The 16,376-nt window shown below is 62.9% G+C and carries 13 protein-coding genes and 1 tRNA gene; 12 read left to right on the top strand and 2 right to left on the bottom strand.

The annotated features are described in order from the left end of the window. The first annotated feature begins 2 nt into the window (after nucleotides 1–2). From nuoL to ACQY6T_RS05810, 7 genes are read left to right on the top strand one after another with little or no spacing between them, the layout of a single operon-like run. On the top strand, nucleotides 3–2,048 hold the full coding sequence (gene nuoL / locus ACQY6T_RS05840; protein WP_428629442.1) for an NADH-quinone oxidoreductase subunit L: 2,046 nt from the start codon (nucleotides 3–5) through the stop codon (nucleotides 2,046–2,048). Next, on the top strand, nucleotides 2,045–3,589 hold the full coding sequence (locus ACQY6T_RS05835; RefSeq protein WP_428629440.1) for an NADH-quinone oxidoreductase subunit M: 1,545 nt from the start codon (nucleotides 2,045–2,047) through the stop codon (nucleotides 3,587–3,589). The genes nuoL and ACQY6T_RS05835 overlap by 4 nt, the downstream gene beginning before the upstream one ends. Further along, a complete protein-coding gene (gene nuoN, locus ACQY6T_RS05830) occupies nucleotides 3,586–5,019 on the top strand; it encodes an NADH-quinone oxidoreductase subunit NuoN (protein ID WP_428629438.1) in 1,434 nt (477 codons plus the stop codon). Before ACQY6T_RS05835 ends, nuoN begins: the two co-directional genes overlap by 4 nt. Then, nucleotides 4,941–5,744 carry a biotin--[acetyl-CoA-carboxylase] ligase gene (locus tag ACQY6T_RS05825; protein ID WP_428629436.1) on the top strand — a complete coding sequence of 268 codons (804 nt, stop codon included), beginning with the start codon at nucleotides 4,941–4,943 and terminating at the stop codon, nucleotides 5,742–5,744. Before nuoN ends, ACQY6T_RS05825 begins: the two co-directional genes overlap by 79 nt. Next, nucleotides 5,745–6,530: a type III pantothenate kinase gene (locus tag ACQY6T_RS05820; RefSeq protein ID WP_428629434.1), complete on the top strand. Its 786-nt coding sequence runs from the start codon at nucleotides 5,745–5,747 to the stop codon at nucleotides 6,528–6,530. It begins immediately after the preceding gene. After that, on the top strand, nucleotides 6,527–8,161 hold the full coding sequence (locus tag ACQY6T_RS05815) for a ribonuclease J (protein WP_428629432.1): 1,635 nt from the start codon (nucleotides 6,527–6,529) through the stop codon (nucleotides 8,159–8,161). Before ACQY6T_RS05820 ends, ACQY6T_RS05815 begins: the two co-directional genes overlap by 4 nt. A gap of 14 nt (nucleotides 8,162–8,175) precedes the next feature. Continuing rightward, nucleotides 8,176–8,436 (top strand): DUF1467 family protein, encoded by a 261-nt coding sequence (locus ACQY6T_RS05810; protein ID WP_428629430.1) that lies wholly within the window; start codon nucleotides 8,176–8,178, stop codon nucleotides 8,434–8,436. Between the two features lie 102 nt (nucleotides 8,437–8,538). On the opposite strand, the gene ACQY6T_RS05805 is transcribed toward ACQY6T_RS05810, so the two are convergent. After that, a complete protein-coding gene (locus ACQY6T_RS05805) occupies nucleotides 8,539–10,899 on the bottom strand; it encodes a hypothetical protein (RefSeq protein WP_428629428.1) in 2,361 nt (786 codons plus the stop codon). A gap of 68 nt (nucleotides 10,900–10,967) precedes the next feature. Here ACQY6T_RS05805 and ACQY6T_RS05800 point away from each other — a divergent pair, with 68 nt between their 5' ends. Together ACQY6T_RS05800 and ACQY6T_RS05795 are read left to right on the top strand one after the other, a co-directional pair. Next, nucleotides 10,968–11,264: an Hpt domain-containing protein gene (locus tag ACQY6T_RS05800; RefSeq protein ID WP_428629426.1), complete on the top strand. Its 297-nt coding sequence runs from the start codon at nucleotides 10,968–10,970 to the stop codon at nucleotides 11,262–11,264. Between the two features lie 190 nt (nucleotides 11,265–11,454). Beyond that, nucleotides 11,455–12,762 (top strand): tetratricopeptide repeat protein, encoded by a 1,308-nt coding sequence (locus tag ACQY6T_RS05795; protein WP_428629424.1) that lies wholly within the window; start codon nucleotides 11,455–11,457, stop codon nucleotides 12,760–12,762. Between the two features lie 87 nt (nucleotides 12,763–12,849). On the opposite strand, the gene ACQY6T_RS05790 is transcribed toward ACQY6T_RS05795, so the two are convergent. Continuing rightward, the gene (locus ACQY6T_RS05790; RefSeq protein ID WP_428629422.1) at nucleotides 12,850–13,323 is read right to left on the bottom strand and encodes an Lrp/AsnC family transcriptional regulator; all 474 of its coding nucleotides are present in this window, start codon (nucleotides 13,321–13,323) and stop codon (nucleotides 12,850–12,852) included. A gap of 184 nt (nucleotides 13,324–13,507) precedes the next feature. Between ACQY6T_RS05790 and ACQY6T_RS05785 the strand changes: the two genes are divergently transcribed. The 3 genes from ACQY6T_RS05785 (at nucleotide 13,508) to ACQY6T_RS05775 (ending at nucleotide 16,359) form a co-directional block, all read left to right on the top strand. Beyond that, the gene (locus ACQY6T_RS05785; protein WP_428629420.1) at nucleotides 13,508–15,163 is read left to right on the top strand and encodes a histidine kinase dimerization/phospho-acceptor domain-containing protein; all 1,656 of its coding nucleotides are present in this window, start codon (nucleotides 13,508–13,510) and stop codon (nucleotides 15,161–15,163) included. Between the two features lie 6 nt (nucleotides 15,164–15,169). Continuing rightward, on the top strand, nucleotides 15,170–16,216 hold the full coding sequence (locus tag ACQY6T_RS05780; RefSeq protein ID WP_428629419.1) for a polysaccharide deacetylase family protein: 1,047 nt from the start codon (nucleotides 15,170–15,172) through the stop codon (nucleotides 16,214–16,216). Nucleotides 16,217–16,284: 68 nt separating this feature from the next. Next, a tRNA-Ile gene (locus ACQY6T_RS05775) sits at nucleotides 16,285–16,359 on the top strand. The last annotated feature ends 17 nt before the right edge of the window (nucleotides 16,360–16,376 follow it).

Below are 16,376 nucleotides of genomic sequence, written 5' to 3'. Positions count from 1 at the left end.
CGGTGATTCAGGCGATCGTTTTCCTGCCGCTACTCGCGGCGCTTGTCGCAGGGTTGGCGCAGCGGGTCATTGGTCCGTTCGCGTCCAAGCTGATCACCACCGGCGCGCTGTTCACCAGCTGTGCGCTCAGCTGGCCGATCTTCCTGTCGTTCGTGACGGGCAGCGGCGAAGCCACGGTGACCCCGGTGCTGCACTGGGTGTCGTCGGGCGCGCTCCAGTTCAACTGGGAACTGCGCGTCGACACGCTGACCGCGGTGATGCTCGTCGTGATCACGACGGTGTCGGCGCTCGTCCACCTCTATAGCTGGGGCTATATGGAGGAAGATCCGGACCAGCCGCGCTTCTTCGCATACCTGTCGCTCTTCACTTTTGCGATGCTGATGCTGGTGACCGCGAACAATCTGGTTCAGATGTTCTTCGGCTGGGAAGGCGTCGGGCTCGCATCCTATCTGCTCATCGGTTTCTGGTACAAGAAACCCAGCGCCAATGCCGCCGCGATCAAGGCGTTCGTCGTCAACCGCGTCGGTGACCTTGGCTTCATGCTCGGCATTTTCGGCACTTTCCTGGTGTTCGGCACCGTGTCGATCCCTGAGATATTGGCCGCCGCGCCGGGCATGGCGGGGTCGACCATCAGCTTCATGGGGATGCGCCTCGACACGATGACGATCCTGTGCCTGCTGCTGTTCATCGGCGCGATGGGCAAGTCGGCGCAGCTTGGCCTGCACACCTGGCTTCCCGACGCGATGGAAGGCCCGACCCCGGTGTCGGCGCTGATCCACGCCGCGACGATGGTCACCGCGGGCGTGTTCATGGTGTGCCGCCTGTCGCCGATGTTCGAAACCGCGCCGATCGCGCAGGGCGTCGTGATGTTTATCGGCGCCGCGACCTGTTTCTTCGCGGCGACCGTCGCGACGACGCAATGGGACATCAAGCGCGTTATCGCTTATTCGACCTGTTCGCAGCTCGGCTACATGTTCTTTGCCGCGGGCGCGGGCGCTTATGGCGCCGCGATGTTCCACCTGTTCACCCACGCCTTTTTCAAGGCGCTGCTGTTTCTCGGTGCGGGTTCGGTGATCCATGCGATGCACCATGAACAGGACATGCGCTATTACGGCAATCTGCGGAAATCTATCCCGATCACCTATTGGGCGATGATGCTCGGCACGCTGGCGATCACCGGCGTCGGTATTGCGGGCGTCGCGGGCTTTGCAGGCTTCTATTCGAAGGACGGCATCCTCGAGGCAGCGTTCGCGAGCGGCGGCGGCGGTGTGGTGGCTTTCTGGGTCGGCATTTTCGTGGCCTTCCTCACCAGCTTCTATTCATGGCGCCTCGTCTTCCTGACCTTCTATGGCAAGCCGCGCTGGGACCAGAGCGAGCATATCCAGCACGCGGTTCACGACGATCATGGCCACGGTCATGACGATCATGCCCACGCCGCGCATGACGATCATCATCATGCCGTTTCGGGCGACGGGACCGCAGGCTATAAGCCGCACGAAAGCCCGATCAGCATGCTGATCCCGCTCGTCGTTCTGTCGATCGGCGCGGTGTTCGCGGGCATCTTGTTCCACCACCAGTTTATCTATCCCGAAGAGGGAATGGCGTTCTGGAACGGCAGCCTCGCGTTCGACGAGCATCTGATGCACGCCGCGCACGAAGTGCCGTGGTGGGTGAAGTGGATGCCGTTCACGGTGATGGCGATCGGGCTGTTCTTGGCGTGGAACAGCTATATCCGCAACACGACGTTGCCTGCGCGCTTCGTGGCGCAGTTCAAGCTGCTCCACCAGTTCCTCTACAACAAATGGTATTTCGACGAGCTGTACAACATCGTGTTCGTGAAGCCCGCCTTTGCGATCGGCCGCTTTTTCTGGAAGCGCGGCGATGAGCAGACCATCGACCGCTTCGGTCCCGATGGTGCGGCGGCGCTCGTTCAGGGCGGTACGCGGCTCGCAGTTCGGCTGCAATCGGGTTATGTTTATGGATATGCGTTTGTGATGCTGCTCGGGCTTGTCGGCCTTGCCAGCTGGGCCATGGTGAAGTTCCTGTGAGCGGTTTCCCGATCCTTTCGCTGATGCTGGCCGTCCCTGCGGTCGCCGCCATTGCGTGCGTCTTTACTGGCGACAAGGCGGCACGTTTGATCGCGCTCGGCGCGACGCTGGTCACCTTTGTCCTCGGCTGCGTGATGTGGGCGCAGTTCGATATCGGCGGCGCCCAGTGGCAGTTCACGGAACGCGCCGACCTGTTCGGGCGTTTCCAATATGCGCTCGGCATCGACGGCATGGCGCTGATGCTGATCATGCTCAGCGTCTTCCTGATGCCGCTCTGCATCCTCGCGAGCTGGGATGCGATCAAACAACGCGTCGGGCTGTACATGGCGATGTTCCTGATCATGGAAACGATCATGATCGGCGTGTTCTGCGCGCAGGATTTGCTGCTGTTCTACATCTTTTTCGAAGCCGGCCTGATCCCGATGTATTTCATCATCGGCATCTGGGGCGGCGCGAACCGCATCTATGCGGCGTTCAAATTCTTCCTCTACACGCTGCTCGGATCGGTGTTGATGCTGATCGCGATCATCGCGATGATCTCGGAAGCCGGCACGACCGACATTCCGACGCTGCTAAACTACGACTTCCCGCCGGCGATGCAGACGTGGTTGTGGCTCGCCTTCTTTGCTAGCCTGGCGGTCAAGATGCCAATGTGGCCCGTCCACACCTGGCTGCCCGATGCGCACGTGCAGGCGCCGACTGCGGGTTCGATGATCCTGGCGGGTGTGCTGCTCAAGCTCGGCGCCTATGGTTTCCTGCGCTTCATGATGCCGATGTTTCCCGATGCGTCGGGGCAGCTGATGTGGATCGTGTTCGGCCTGTCGATGGTCGCGGTGGTTTACACAAGTCTGGTCGCGCTGGTGCAGAACGACATGAAGAAACTGATCGCTTATTCGTCGGTCGCCCACATGGCGATCGTCACTGCGGGCCTGTTCGCGTTCAACCAGCAGGGCATCGAGGGCGCGCTGATCATCATGCTCAGCCATGGTGTCGTGTCGGCCGCGCTCTTCTTCTGCGTCGGGGTGATCTATGACCGGCTGCACACGCGTGAGATCGACCGTTACGGTGGGCTGGCGGTCAACATGCCCGCCTATGCGCTGTTCTTCATGCTGTTCACGATGGCGTCGATCGGCCTGCCGGGGACCAGCGGATTCGTCGGCGAGTTCCTGAGCCTCGCGGGGATCTACGAAGCGTCGAGCTGGGTCGCGTTCGTGTGCACCACGGGCATCATCCTCGGCGCCGCTTACATGCTCTACCTCTACCGCCGCGTTGTGTTCGGCGAACTGACCAAGGACGATGTGAAGGCGATGCCCGACCTTAATCCCCGCGAATGGGCGATCCTGGCGCCGCTGGCCGCCGTGGCGCTGTGGATGGGCGTTTATCCCGAAAGCTTCCTCGCGCCGATGCGCGGTGACGTGACCACCGTCGTTGCGCGCCTCGCTCCTGCGAAGCCTGCGGGCGACGCGCATCTCGCGGTGGGCAAGGCGAAACCTGCGGGCGCCGCGCAGGGCGAAGCGCATCATGGGGGAGGCATGCCATGACCGCCGATCTCGCGCTTATCTGGCCCGAACTGATCCTGACGATTGGCGGGCTCATCACGCTGATGCTGGGTACCTTCTTCGGTGACCGGCAAGTCGGCCTTTACCAGCTCAGCGCGCTGCTGACGCTCGCTGCTGCGGCGGCCGCGGTTGTCGCGCTGTTCGGTATTAAAACGACGGTTTTTTCCGGCACGCTGTCAGTCGATAGCTTCGGCGGCTTTGCCAAGCTGCTGATTTATGCCGCGAGCTTTATTTGCATCCTGATCGCTCCACGATTCTTCAAGGACGGCATGCGGGCGGAATATCCGACGCTGATCCTGTTCGCCGCGCTCGGCATGGGCATCATGGCGTCGTCGCGTGACCTGATGACGCTCTACGTCGGCCTCGAGCTCAACAGCCTCGCGGCTTACGTGCTCGCCAGCTTCATGCGGACCGATGAGCGGTCGACAGAGGCGGGCCTCAAATATTTCGTCCTCGGCGCGCTCGCCTCCGGCATGCTGCTCTATGGCATCTCGCTGCTGTATGGCTTCACCGGTACCACCGACTTTGCCGGCATCGCCAAGGTGATGGGCGGCGAACTCAATATCGGACTGATTTTCGGCATCGTGTTTGTTCTTGCTGGCCTCGGTTTCAAGATCAGCGCCGTGCCGTTCCACATGTGGACGCCCGACGTTTATGAGGGCGCCCCCTTGCCGGTGACGACGTTCTTCGCCAGCGCGCCCAAGGTGGCGGCGATGGCGTTGATGACGCGCGTCGTGATCGACGCGATGGGGCCGGCGGTTGGTGCATGGCAGCAGATCATCATTTTCCTCGCGCTCGCGTCGATCATCCTCGGTGCGGTCGGCGCGATCGGGCAGAAGAATATCAAGCGGCTGCTCGCCTATTCGTCGATCAACAATGTCGGCTTCATGCTGATTGGCCTTGCTGCCGGAACGCAGCAGGGAGTCGAGGGCGTGCTGACCTATCTGCTCGTCTATGTCGTGACGACGCTCGGCGCCTTCCTTGTCGTGCTGCAACTGCGCGACGCCGACGGCAATCAGATCGAGAGCATTCCGGCGCTGGCGGGTCTGTCGCAGTGCCGCCCCGGTCTTGCCGCTGCCATGGCAGTATTCATGTTCAGCCTCGCCGGCATCCCGCCGCTGTTCGGTTTCTGGCCGAAGTATCTGGTGTTCGAGGCCGCGGTAAACGCGAGCCTTGTGCCGCTGGCAGTCGCGGGCATCGTAGCGTCGGTGATCGGCGCCTTCTATTATATCGCGATCATCAAGATGATGTATTTCGATGATAAATCCGAAACCGAGATTCCGGCGAGCGGCGGCGTGATTGTCGAGGATGCGGTCATCACCGCGAGCGCATTGTGGCTCTCGGTCGTCGGCTATTTGTTCATTCCCGTGCTCGCGATGGTCTCGGCAAGCGCAGCAGCGGTGCTGTTCTGATACCGCCGATCGAGCGGATTGCGCAGACAGGTTCGACCAACGCCGACCTGCTGGCGCGGCTGGCCAGCGGCGAGCATGTCGGGGACGGGCATTGGCTGGTCGCCGACCGCCAGACCGCCGGCCGTGGTCGTTTGGGCCGCGGCTGGAACGACGGGCAGGGCAATTTCATGGGTTCGACCGTCGTTCATTTGACCGTGGGCGATCCGTCGGCCGCGACGCTCGCGCTGGTCGCCGGGGTTGCCTTGGCCAAGACCGTGGCCGCCCTTGCACCCGGCGTCGGCGCACAGCTCAAATGGCCGAATGACCTGCTGATCGACGGCGCAAAGTGCGCCGGGATTTTGATGGAACGCACCGGCAATTCGGTAGTGATCGGCATCGGCGTCAATTTGACCGCCGCACCCGAACTGCCCGACCGGCCGACCGCCACGCTGGCGGCCAATAGTGCCCCAATCGACCGCGATCATTTCGCCAGTGCGCTGGGAATCGCGATGATCGACGCGCTGTGGACGTGGCGGCAGGAAGGCGTGGCCAGCATCGTCCGCGCCTGGTTGCCGCAGGCGCACCCAGTCGGGACGCCGCTACGCGTGTCGGAACAGGGGATCGAAGGCTATTTCGACGGCCTCGCAGAGGATGGCGCGCTGCGCTTGCGCCGCGACGGCGGGGAGACCATGCTGGTCCACGCCGGAGACGTCGAGCTAAGACGTCCGGTCGAGGAGGGGAATTAAATGCTGCTCGCAATCGATGTCGGCAACACCAACGCCAAATTTGCCCTTTTCGATGGCGCCGAGTTGCTCGCGCGCTGGCGCATTGCCACCGATGACCGCCGCACCGCTGACGAATATATGGTCTGGCTCGACCAGTTGCTGCGGATCGAAGGCTATGAACGCGAGGGTGTAACCGCCGTGATCATCTCGACCGTCGTTCCGCGCGCTCTCCACAATCTCCAGTTGCTCGCAGTCAAATATTTCGGCGTCGATGCGCTGGTCGCGGGGCGTGATCCGGTGACCTGGGGCATTGCGCTCAAGGTCGACGAGCCACGCTCGGTCGGCGCCGACCGCGCGGTCAACGCCATCGCGGCGCAGGCGGTTGCGCCTGGCAAGGACAAGCTCGTCATCAGTTTCGGCACCGCGACGACGCTCGACCATATCGGGGCCGACGGCGCATATCTTGGCGGCATCATCGCCCCGGGGGTCAATCTGTCGCTCGAGGCGCTGGTCGCTGCCGCCGCAAAGCTACCGCGCATTGCAATCGAAGCCCCCGCAACCCCCAGCGTCATCGGGCGCACCACCGAAAGCCAGATGTTGATCGGCGTCTATTGGGGTTATGTATCCATGATGGAAGGCCTAATAGGGCGTATGAAATCCGAAATCGGCAAACCTCTCACCGTCATTGCGACCGGCGGCCTCGCAACCCTGTTTCAGGAACAGGCGCACCTGTTCGACCGGATCGAGCCCGATCTGACGCTCAATGGCCTGATGCATCTCTATAACCAGCGGAGTGCCGCGGCATGACCGTCCCCGGCAAGGAGTTGCTCTTCCTCGCGCTCGGCGGGTCGGGCGAGATTGGGATGAACGCCAACCTCTATGGGTGCGACGGCAAATGGATCATGCTCGACCTGGGGGTCACCTTTGGCACCCATGATTATCCCGGCATCGACATCATCATGCCCGACCTGGAATTTATCGAGGATCGCAAAAAGGACCTTCTCGGCATCGTGCTCACCCACGGGCATGAGGATCATATCGGCGCCTTGCCCTATCTCGCCGCCGATTTGGGAGTACCGCTTTACGCCAACCGCTTCACCGCCGGGCTGATCGCCAACAAGCTGGCGGAAGAAGGGTTGGAGAAAGAGGTCAAGATCAAGACCGTCGACATCGACGCGCATTTCCAGCTTGGTCCGTTCGGCATCCGCCTGATGCCGCTCGCCCACTCGATCCTCGAGATGAGCGCGGCGGTGATCGACACGCCTTACGGGCGCGTGTTCCACACCGGCGACTGGAAGCTCGATGCCGATCCGGTGCTTGGCACCCCGTCGAGCGCCGCGGCGCTGACCGCGATCGGTGACGAGGGCGTCGATTTCCTGGTCGGCGATTCGACCAATGCGTTCAATCCCGAGGCGTCGGGCAGCGAGGGCGATCTGTATGACGGGCTGCTCGATGCCGTCGGCGCCGCCAAGGGCCGGGTCATCGTCACCACTTTCGCCTCGAACGCCGCGCGTCTCAAAACCCTGGGCCGGGTCGCCACGGCGACCGGGCGTACCCTGTGCGTCGCTGGCCGCTCGCTCGACCGCATCTTGGGCGTGGCGCGGTCGGTGGGCTATCTGAAAGACTTTCCGCCGACGGTCGATTTCGACGCCGCGATGCGGCTGCCGCGCGACAAGGTCATGGTGATCGCGACTGGCGGGCAGGGCGAGCCGCGTGCGGCGCTGGCGCGCATGGCGGCGGACAGCCACCAGATCAAGCTCGCGCCCGGCGATACCGTCGTGTTCTCGTCGAAACAGATTCCGGGCAACGAAGTCGCGATCGGGCGGATCATGAACCAGCTCGCGGCGAAGGACATTCTGACCGTCACCGAAAAGCAGGCGCATATCCATGTCAGCGGCCACCCGGGGCAACCCGAGCTGGCGGCACTCTATGGCTGGCTGCGGCCGAAGCTGGTGGTGCCGGTGCATGGCGAAATCCGGCACATGCACGAACAGGCGCGCTTTGCGCTGGAGCGAGGCGTCCCCGACGCGCTGATTCAGGAAAATGGCGATCTGGTGCGCTTGTCACCCGGTCCGGCTAGAATCCTGGAGCGCGTCCGCGCCGGGCGGCTGATCCTCGACGGCGACGTCATCCTGCCTGCCGATGGTGAGACGATCAACGAGCGCCGCAAGCTCGCTCTGCATGGGCATATCACCGTCGCTGCCATCTTTACCGGCAAACGCTTCACCGAAGCCGCGATCAGTTATCGCGGCGTCCCCGTCGAGGATGAACGCGAAGCCTTTATCGACGAGATGCGCGAAGCGGCCAAGAAAGCTGCGCTGGCGCCCGCGAAGGAACAGGACAGACTGCGCGAGGCGGTTCGTCTGGCCGTCCGCCGCGTTGCGACCGACTGGACGGGAAAAAAGCCCGTGGTCGACGTCATGCTCGTGCAGCTCTGAACGGAACCACGACGATGAAATGGACTTCGATTCTCGCCATCTATCTGCTGTTCTGGGCGTTCAGTGCGTTTTTTGTGCTGCCGTTCCATGGTCGGCGAGCGAGCGATGACGATACGCCGCTGGTCAAGGGGCAGGATCACGGAGCCCCGGCGACGCTCCAACCCGGGCGCATCCTCATGCAGATGACCGTCGTCGCGACAGTCGGCTTCGTGATCTATTACGTCGCCTATGTGAACGGTTGGGTCGATCCCGACGTGATGAGCGGGCGGGCGTAAGCTATCGTCATTGCGAGCGAAGCGAAGCAATCTCCCGCTATCGTTTGTTATTGCCGATAGCTGGAGATTGCTTCGTCGCACGCGCCTCGCAATGACAGAGATTTAGTTGCGTAACCGGTCGATCGACTGCGCCAGCGCCACGTACAGCTTGCCGATATCGGACGACAGCAGGGTGACGCTGATCGCCGACCCGTCGCGGGCGCCGATCAGCAAGCGCAGCATGGCTTCGAAATCATGGATGAACTGGTTCACCGATGCGTGGAAGCCATTGTCATTCTGGTAAAGCCGCAGGATTTCCTTGGCCTCGCCATTCTCGATCAGTTTGACCGCGCGGCGCGCGAACACGCCGCGATCACCTTTCAGATAGGCGTCCCACGCGGTGTCGCTGACTTCGCTCGACAATATCTTGGTGACGTCGATCGCAGTCGATTTCAGCGCTTCGGTCAGCAACCCGACCTGTTTAGCCAGCGAATCGCGGTCGGAGGCCGCGATGGCCTGTTCGGCCTCAGCGACCCGCTGCTCGACGCTGGCGCTGGTGTCCATGATCGTGATCAGCTGGCGCATCAGGCGATCGGCCGCACCATTGGCGGCGGTAACGGCGCGCGCGGAGGCCTCTTCGATCGCGGTCAGCTGCGCCATGATCTCGTTCTTGAATGCGGCGTCGATCGCCTCGGTCGCGGTTGCCTGCATGGCTTGGCGGGCGCCTGCGACCAGCTTTTCAAGCGTCTGGCGCGCTTCGTCGGCGGCCGAATCGGCAGTGGCGCGCACTTCACCCAGCGTCGCGATCATCCTGGCGCCGCCTTGTTCGGCAAAGTCGTCGGCGCCATCGCGCAGCTTCGCCAGCGCGGCTTCGGCGTCCGCAAGCGATACATTGATGCGATCGACGAGCGCCTGCTGACTGGTCGCATGCCCCGCCATTTGCTCTTCGTTCGATTTGAGCGTCGCCTGGACCGCGTTGACGTGCGACATCGTCGACTGCGCGACAAGCTCCGACGCCTCGAGCATCGGTCGCAGCTGCGCCAGCGCCGTTTGCGTCGTCTTGCCGTGCGACGTCATGCGATCGAGCGCATGCGGTAGCGTCTCGTCGAGCTCGCGGGTGACGGCATCGAGGGCGAGGAGCAGCGATTCGGCGTGGGTGATCAGCTGGTGTGCCGATGCGTTGCCGCTCTGCACTTCTTGCATGAATGCCCCGAGCTGCGCTTTCGTGTCGTCGATTGACCGTCCGATGACACCCGTGCTGGCGCTGACGCTGATATCGAGCACCTCCAGCTGCTGCGCGACATCGGTAACATGCGCGGTGATCCGGGTGGCCAACGCGTCGCTGGCATCGGCATGCGCCGCCAGCTGGGCACCCATGGCGTCGCCAGCATCGCGCGCCGCGGCCAGCTTGCCATCCATCTGCGCCGCGGCCGTATCGACGCCATCGCGGAACAAGCGCCAGCTTTCATTCATCTGGGCGGTCACGGTAGCGACCGTGGAGGTCATGTCGTTGCGTGCCTCGGCGCTGACGCTCTTCATTCGTATGAGCGCGGCGTCATGGGCGTTGCCGACTTGTGTCGACGCGGCGACCAAGCTCGTTTCGGTCTCTTTGCCTTGTTCCTGCAGGGCGACGATTGCTTCGAGAATGCTGGCCGTCGCCGTCTCGCCGGTTTGCGCCGTTTTGGCCGCTTCTTCACCAAGCGCGGCAAGCTTGGCTTCGAGACTAGCGCCCTGCTGGTGCGCGACAAGGCCCGCTTCGCGGAAATTGACCGCGAGCCGCTGTGCAACATCGTCGATCCGCGGCAGTCCAGCGAGCAGCCCGTCCATGCGCTGGAGGGCGACATCGCCCGACCGTGCAAGCTGATCATGCGCGTTGGCGATTACCGAGGCGTTGCTGGCGAGCTTGTCGCTACTTTCACCCAAGCGCATCACGGTGTCGAGCCCAAGCTGCTGGACGATGCGCGCCTGTTCGCCAAGTTGCTTTTGCGCGTCGGCCAGATGAAGACCAAGCGAATGCATCGATTGGTTCAGTGCCAGATTCTCGTCGCGCAGCGCGGCCGCGATACGCGCGAAGCGCGCCTGTTCGGAGCGACCCGACCGCAGCAGCGCCATCCACAGGACCGCGAGAAGCGTGAGGGGCATCGCGATCATTGCGATCAATGCCGGCCAACTGCCGATGTCGGGAGTCACCGTGAAAGCATTGGTCGCCGTATAAACGGCAAAGACGGTCCAGCCGAGGCCGAGCAGACCGAGCAGGGCAGGGGCGATGCGATCGCGCCAGTTCGATGACCGACCCGCGTCAGCAAAGGCGACCTCCGGGTCATCGAGCGACGACATGTCGAGCCATTCGCGTTCGGCAGGCGCCTCTGCTTCGGTGGTGAGCACGGTTTCCGGCAGCGCGGTTTCGGCCGACGCTGCGATGTCCGCTTCCTGGTTTGCCGCGGAATCCCGCCACAATCCGACGATCTTCTTGTCCCCCGTCATTCCGCCTTCTTAGCATCAAATGGCCGTCTTGAAACGGAAACTTAACCACAAGCTGCCAACCCTGTGGAATGTCGTTCGATAGTGGCCCTCTTGACCGTTACCTTAGCGCCGCAATCGGTGACGATCCGGCGATCGCGCTGGACCTGCGCAGCGCGTTTACCGGCAGCGCGCGCGACCTGGCCGATTTGATGCGGCGTTCCCGCTGCGACGCCAATTGGGAGGTCGCGGCGCTCCGTCTGAAGGGGCTCGCTGCGACCTTTGGCATCATCTCGCTGATCGAACTGGCCGAGCAAGCCATGGCCGGCGCGCCGGGCGATCCCTTGGTGCTGCGCCAGATTAACGCCGCGATCGACGACATCGCCTGAGCGGCAGGCGGGGTTCAATCCCCGTTCAGCCGCTTCCGTACAAACAAATATCGATATAGGCTGTCTTGCCTTGGCAACGCGACGGGTTTAGCCGCGTTATGAAAGCGCGCAGGAACCCTGTTTGCGTGGCCAGTTTTCTTTGGGGCCAGTTTGCTTAGGGCTGACCGGCCGACAATGAGGAGAGATTTCGATGTTCATCCGTTTCCGCTCGATGCCCGCAACGGCCATGGCCGCTGTGCTGGGCTGCGCGCTGATGACGACCGCCACGCCGGCTGCCGCCCAGAAAAAGGAAAAGCCGAAAAAGCAAGAAGTCGCAAAGGGCAAACAGCTGGCCCCGAGCAAGGGATTTGCGCCGGCGCTCAAAAAGATGACCGACGCTTCGGCAGCTAAGGACGCTGCGACGTTGCAGGCGGCGCTGACTGAAGGGCAAGCGAGCGCTACGGCGCCCGACGACAAATATCTGGTTGGCTTTTACCAGCTCCAGCTTGGCGTTCTGAACAAGGATCAGACGCTGCAAGCGCAGGGGCTGGATGTCATGGTGGATTCGGGCCTGACCCCCGCCGAGAACATCGGCGTTTATAACTTCTATTCGGGCAATTTCGCTTATGGCGCGAAAAATTATCCCAAAGCGATCCAGCGGCTCGAAGCGGCAAAGGCGGCAGGATCGACCGAAGCCCCGCTCACGCTGATGCTGGTCGATAGCTATCTCAACGCCGGGCAGCTCGATCAGGGCTTGGCTGCGGCCAAGGCTGCCATCGAAACCAGCCGTAGCGCGGGTCAACGCCCATCCGACGAACTATATGTCCGTCCGATCAAGGCGTTACAGGCCGCGAAGCGGAACGACGAAGCGCTCGATTTGATGACATTGCGGATGCGCGATTACAATCAGCCGGCGGTTTGGCGGCAAACGCTGTTCATTCTGCTGCAGCAGACTTCGGACAAGGAAATCGGGCTTGATGTGCTTCGTCTGATGCGCGCGACCAATGCGATGACCGAGCGTCCTGAATATCTGGAATATGCCGCTCTCGCGACCGAAGCGGCTTTGCCGGGTGAAGTGGTATCGCTCATCAAGGCGGGCAAGGCGAGCAAGGCGATCCCGACCCCCGACGCGAAGCTCGACGAAGTTCTCAAGTCGCAGTCGGACCGGATTGGCGACGAGGAATCGACGCTCACAGCCTATGCCGCAAAGCCTTCGACGCAGTCGAATCCTAAAGTTGCCGGCGCAACGGGTGATGCCATGGTCGGCTATGGCCGCTACGCAGATGCGGTCCCGTTGTACAAGGCAGCGCTGGCGGCTGGCGGCGACAAGGAGCTTTGGACCTATCGGCTCGGCGTTGCGCAATCCTATGCCGGTGATGCCGCTGGAGCCAAGGCTAGCTTTGCGCAGGTTGCCGGTTCGCGCAAGCGGCTCGCGCAGCTTTGGATGACCAAGATCGACGCGGCCGCTGCTCCGGCTGCCCCCGCGGCGGCACCAGCGGCTCCTGCCACTGGAACCTGATTCTCGTCGGGCTTTTTTACGAAAAAGGGCGCCATTCCGAATTGGAACGGCGCCCTTTTTTTGCTGGCGATTCGGAATTCGAACCCGTCAGGCTTCGACGGGAATCCCAGCTAGCTGCTTTGCCGTGCGAATCGTCAGCGATGTCTTCACGCTGGTGACGTTGGGCGCCGACGTCAGATGCGCCGTGAGGAACGACTGGAAGCTCTGCAGGTCACGCGCGACGACTTTCAGCAGAAAGTCGATCTCGCCGTTCAGCATATAACATTCGCGTACTTCGGGGAGTCCGCCGACATAATCCTCAAACGCTTTCAAGTCGGATTCGGCCTGACTGCGCAGGCTGACCATCGCGAACACGGTGATGCCATAGCCCAGCTTCGCTGCATCCAGATCGGCATGATAGGATCGGATGACCCCCGACTCCTCGAGCGCGCGCACCCGGCGCAGGCAGGGTGGGGCGGTCAATCCGACCATTTGCGCCAGTTCGACATTCGTCATCCGGCCGTTTTTCTGTAGTTCGTCCAGTATCTGAAGATCGATCTGATCGAATTTCTGACTCGCCATCGTTGAAACATCCGCTTTCCAAAACTGCGATGACCATAATATTATTTCAGGCGATTGCAATTGTCCCACAATGTGACGTGGCCAGTGAAGGCACTTTCATGACCAGGGGATTCACGCTAGCCGGTAAGCTTACGGTAACCAACGATAGAAGGTGTGGGGCTGGTTTCGCGTGACTGCTGACTCGATGATCGCGACCATCTTGCGCCAAGCGCCTGCGGACGGCCGCGCCAGCATCGCGGCGTGGCGCCAACTCTCCGATATTCTGGCTCAGCGCGGCAATCAACTGGCTGATGAAGATATTCGTCGCAGCCTGCATGCGCTCGCCGTTTTGCGTCCGCGCGTTCCCGAATCGGTGCGCCGCGATTGCGCGCGGTCGATAGCCAAGCACGGCCGATTTGCGCCGGTGGTGGCGCTTTATGCGAATGACGTGGCAGCCGTGTCGGCGATCATGCTGCGCAGCGCCCAGTTGTCGGAAGCCGACTGGCTCGCGATGTTGCCGGCGACCAACGCCATGGCACGGTCGGTGCTGGCCGGGCGAGTCGACTTGCCGCAGGGGGTTTATCGCGCGCTCGCCAGTCTGGGAAGTGCTTCGGTGGCGCTACCCCAGCCGGCAACCATGGCCTCCGCCGCAATGGACGAGGCCGTCCCGGCGCCGGTCGTCCCGCTCCACGCTGCCCCGGATGCTGCCGTGGAAAATGGCACCAGCCAAATCAGCGAACTCGTCCGCCGGATCGACAAATTTCAGTCGACCCGCGGCCAACCCGCGGCGGCAACGGCTGCCCAAGCGTCGCGGGCCGCGTTCCTGTTCGAAACCGGCCCCGATGGCGTGATCCAGTGGGTCGACGGCGTCACCCGCGGCGCGGTGATCGGGCTATCGATTGCCGAGGCGGCCTTTGGCGGCGAGCCCGGGACCGACGGCGTCGCCGCGGGCGCGTTTCGCCAGCGCGCCGAAATCCTGAATGCGCGTATGATGCTGGAAGGTACGCCTGCCGACGCGGGTGAATGGCGCTTTTCGGCGTTGCCGTGGTTTGACCCGGCCACGGGACAGTTTCGCGGCTATCGCGGCAGCGCGCGCCGCCCCAATCGCAGCGAGACCCCCTATGGTCGGCCCGTCGCCGAGGATTCGGGCGATTCGATCCGCCAGCTGATCCACGAACTGCGGAGCCCGCTTAACGCCATTTCGGGCTTTGCCCAGATCGTCGCCGGACAGATGTTCGGACCGGTCAATCAAAGCTATCGCACGATGGCCGATACGATTGTCGCTGACGCGCTTTCGGTCCAGACGATTATCGACGATCTGGAAACTGCGGCGCGAAGCAACGCCGCCATCGTCGATCCGTCGCCAAGCGAGATTGTCGATGTCGGTGCGGTCGTAACCCAGGTCGAAAGCGATCTTGCGACATTGTTGCGGGAACAGCGCGTCGACCTGAGCATTTCGCGGGTCGGCGGACCTTTCATGGGGCTGAGCAATGATGCCAACGCGCGGCGCATGGTCGGCCGCCTGTTGACCGCGCTGGTCGACGTATCCGAAACGGGCGCAATTCTGGTTGGCCAACTGGTCACCGAATCGCCGCACGACGATATGTTGCAACTGCGGATTGTCCGGCCCGCGACGATCCGCTTTGCCACCGCCGCCGACCTGCTCGATCCGGGATTCAGCCCCGAAGGCGAAGCGCCCGGGGCTGCGGTGCTCAGCTTGGGCTTTTCATTGCGGCTGGTTGACAGTCTGGCCCGCGCGGTTGGCGGACGGCTCGACATCGGGCATAACGCCTTGACCTTGCACCTGCGCTCCGCCAACTCGAAGGCCGAGGTCGAGCTGGAAGCCCAGCAAGGCGAATAGCCCGAGGTGGCAGCGGCAAAGGGGAGCGCGGTGCAGCCTGCGGGCAATTTCTTGGCAGATCCGGCGGCATCCGACTTGGTGGAACTGGCCGCGGACGATCGGCCGCGCTTTTGGGTCACGATCGACACCGAAGAGGATTTCGACTGGGCCTCGCCGTTCGCCCGCACTGGCTATGGCCTCGCGTCGGTCCCCGCGCTCGCTGAATGCCAGGATTATTTTAGCCGCGCGAATGTGAAGCCGATTTATCTGGTCGATTGGCCGATCGTCGCCGATGATCGCGCGGTCCAAATTCTCGGTGCTGCTCAGGCCACTGGCCATTGCGAGATCGGGGCGCAGCTTCACCCGTGGGTCACGCCGCCGCACGACGAAGACGTCAGCGCGCGCAACAGCTATGCCGGCAATCTGCCCCCCGATCTGCAGCGCGCCAAGATGACGGCGCTGCGGGACGCGATCCGCGATCGTTTCGGAACGGCGCCGACCGTGTACCGCGCCGGACGTTATGGCCTTGGCCCCGATAGCGCGACGATGCTCGCCGAATTGGGTTTCCGCTGTGATACGTCGGTGCGTGCTGGGTTCGATTACCGTTCTGGTCATGGCCCGGACTATCGCGGCGCACCTCTGCACCCGTGGTGGGTGCAAACCAAAGCGGGGGCGGTGCTCGAGGTACCGGTGACGACGGTGTTTGGCGGCATGCTGGGGAACGCCGGGCAGCGCGTCTATCACGGCGTGGCACGCAACGGTACGCATGCCGGTGCGGTGCTGGCGCGGCTGGGCATTGTCGAACGCATTGCGCTCACGCCCGAAGGGATTCCCGCCGGACGCGCCTGCAAGGCGATCGACATCGCCGTCGACCGGCGGCTGCCCGTCCTCAACTTTTCGTTCCATTCGCCGTCGCTGCAACCGGGCAATACTCCCTATGTACGCAGCCCTGCTGACCTCGACCTGTTCTATCGCTGGTGGGACGTGGTACTGAATCATCTGGCGCGGCGCGGAGTCGAGGCGACCACGGCGGCGGCAATACTGGCGATGGCCGAAAGCAGGACAATGCGCTGAGCGTTGGCGCTTGCCAATCCGCCGCGCGCTCCGCTATCGCCTGCAGACCCCCAGCGGGTTGCAAAGGGGGGCCTGTAGCTCAATGGTAGAGCCGGCCGCTCATAACGGCTAGGTTGCGGGTTCGAGTCCTGCCGGGCCCACCATTTCCTCCAAGCATTTC

The sequence above is a fragment of the Sphingopyxis sp. genome (genome assembly GCF_965279725.1).
Classification (GTDB): Bacteria; Pseudomonadota; Alphaproteobacteria; order Sphingomonadales; family Sphingomonadaceae; genus Sphingopyxis.
The sequence above is the reverse complement of the archived record's forward strand: the minus strand, read 5'-3'. Positions and strand labels throughout refer to the sequence as shown.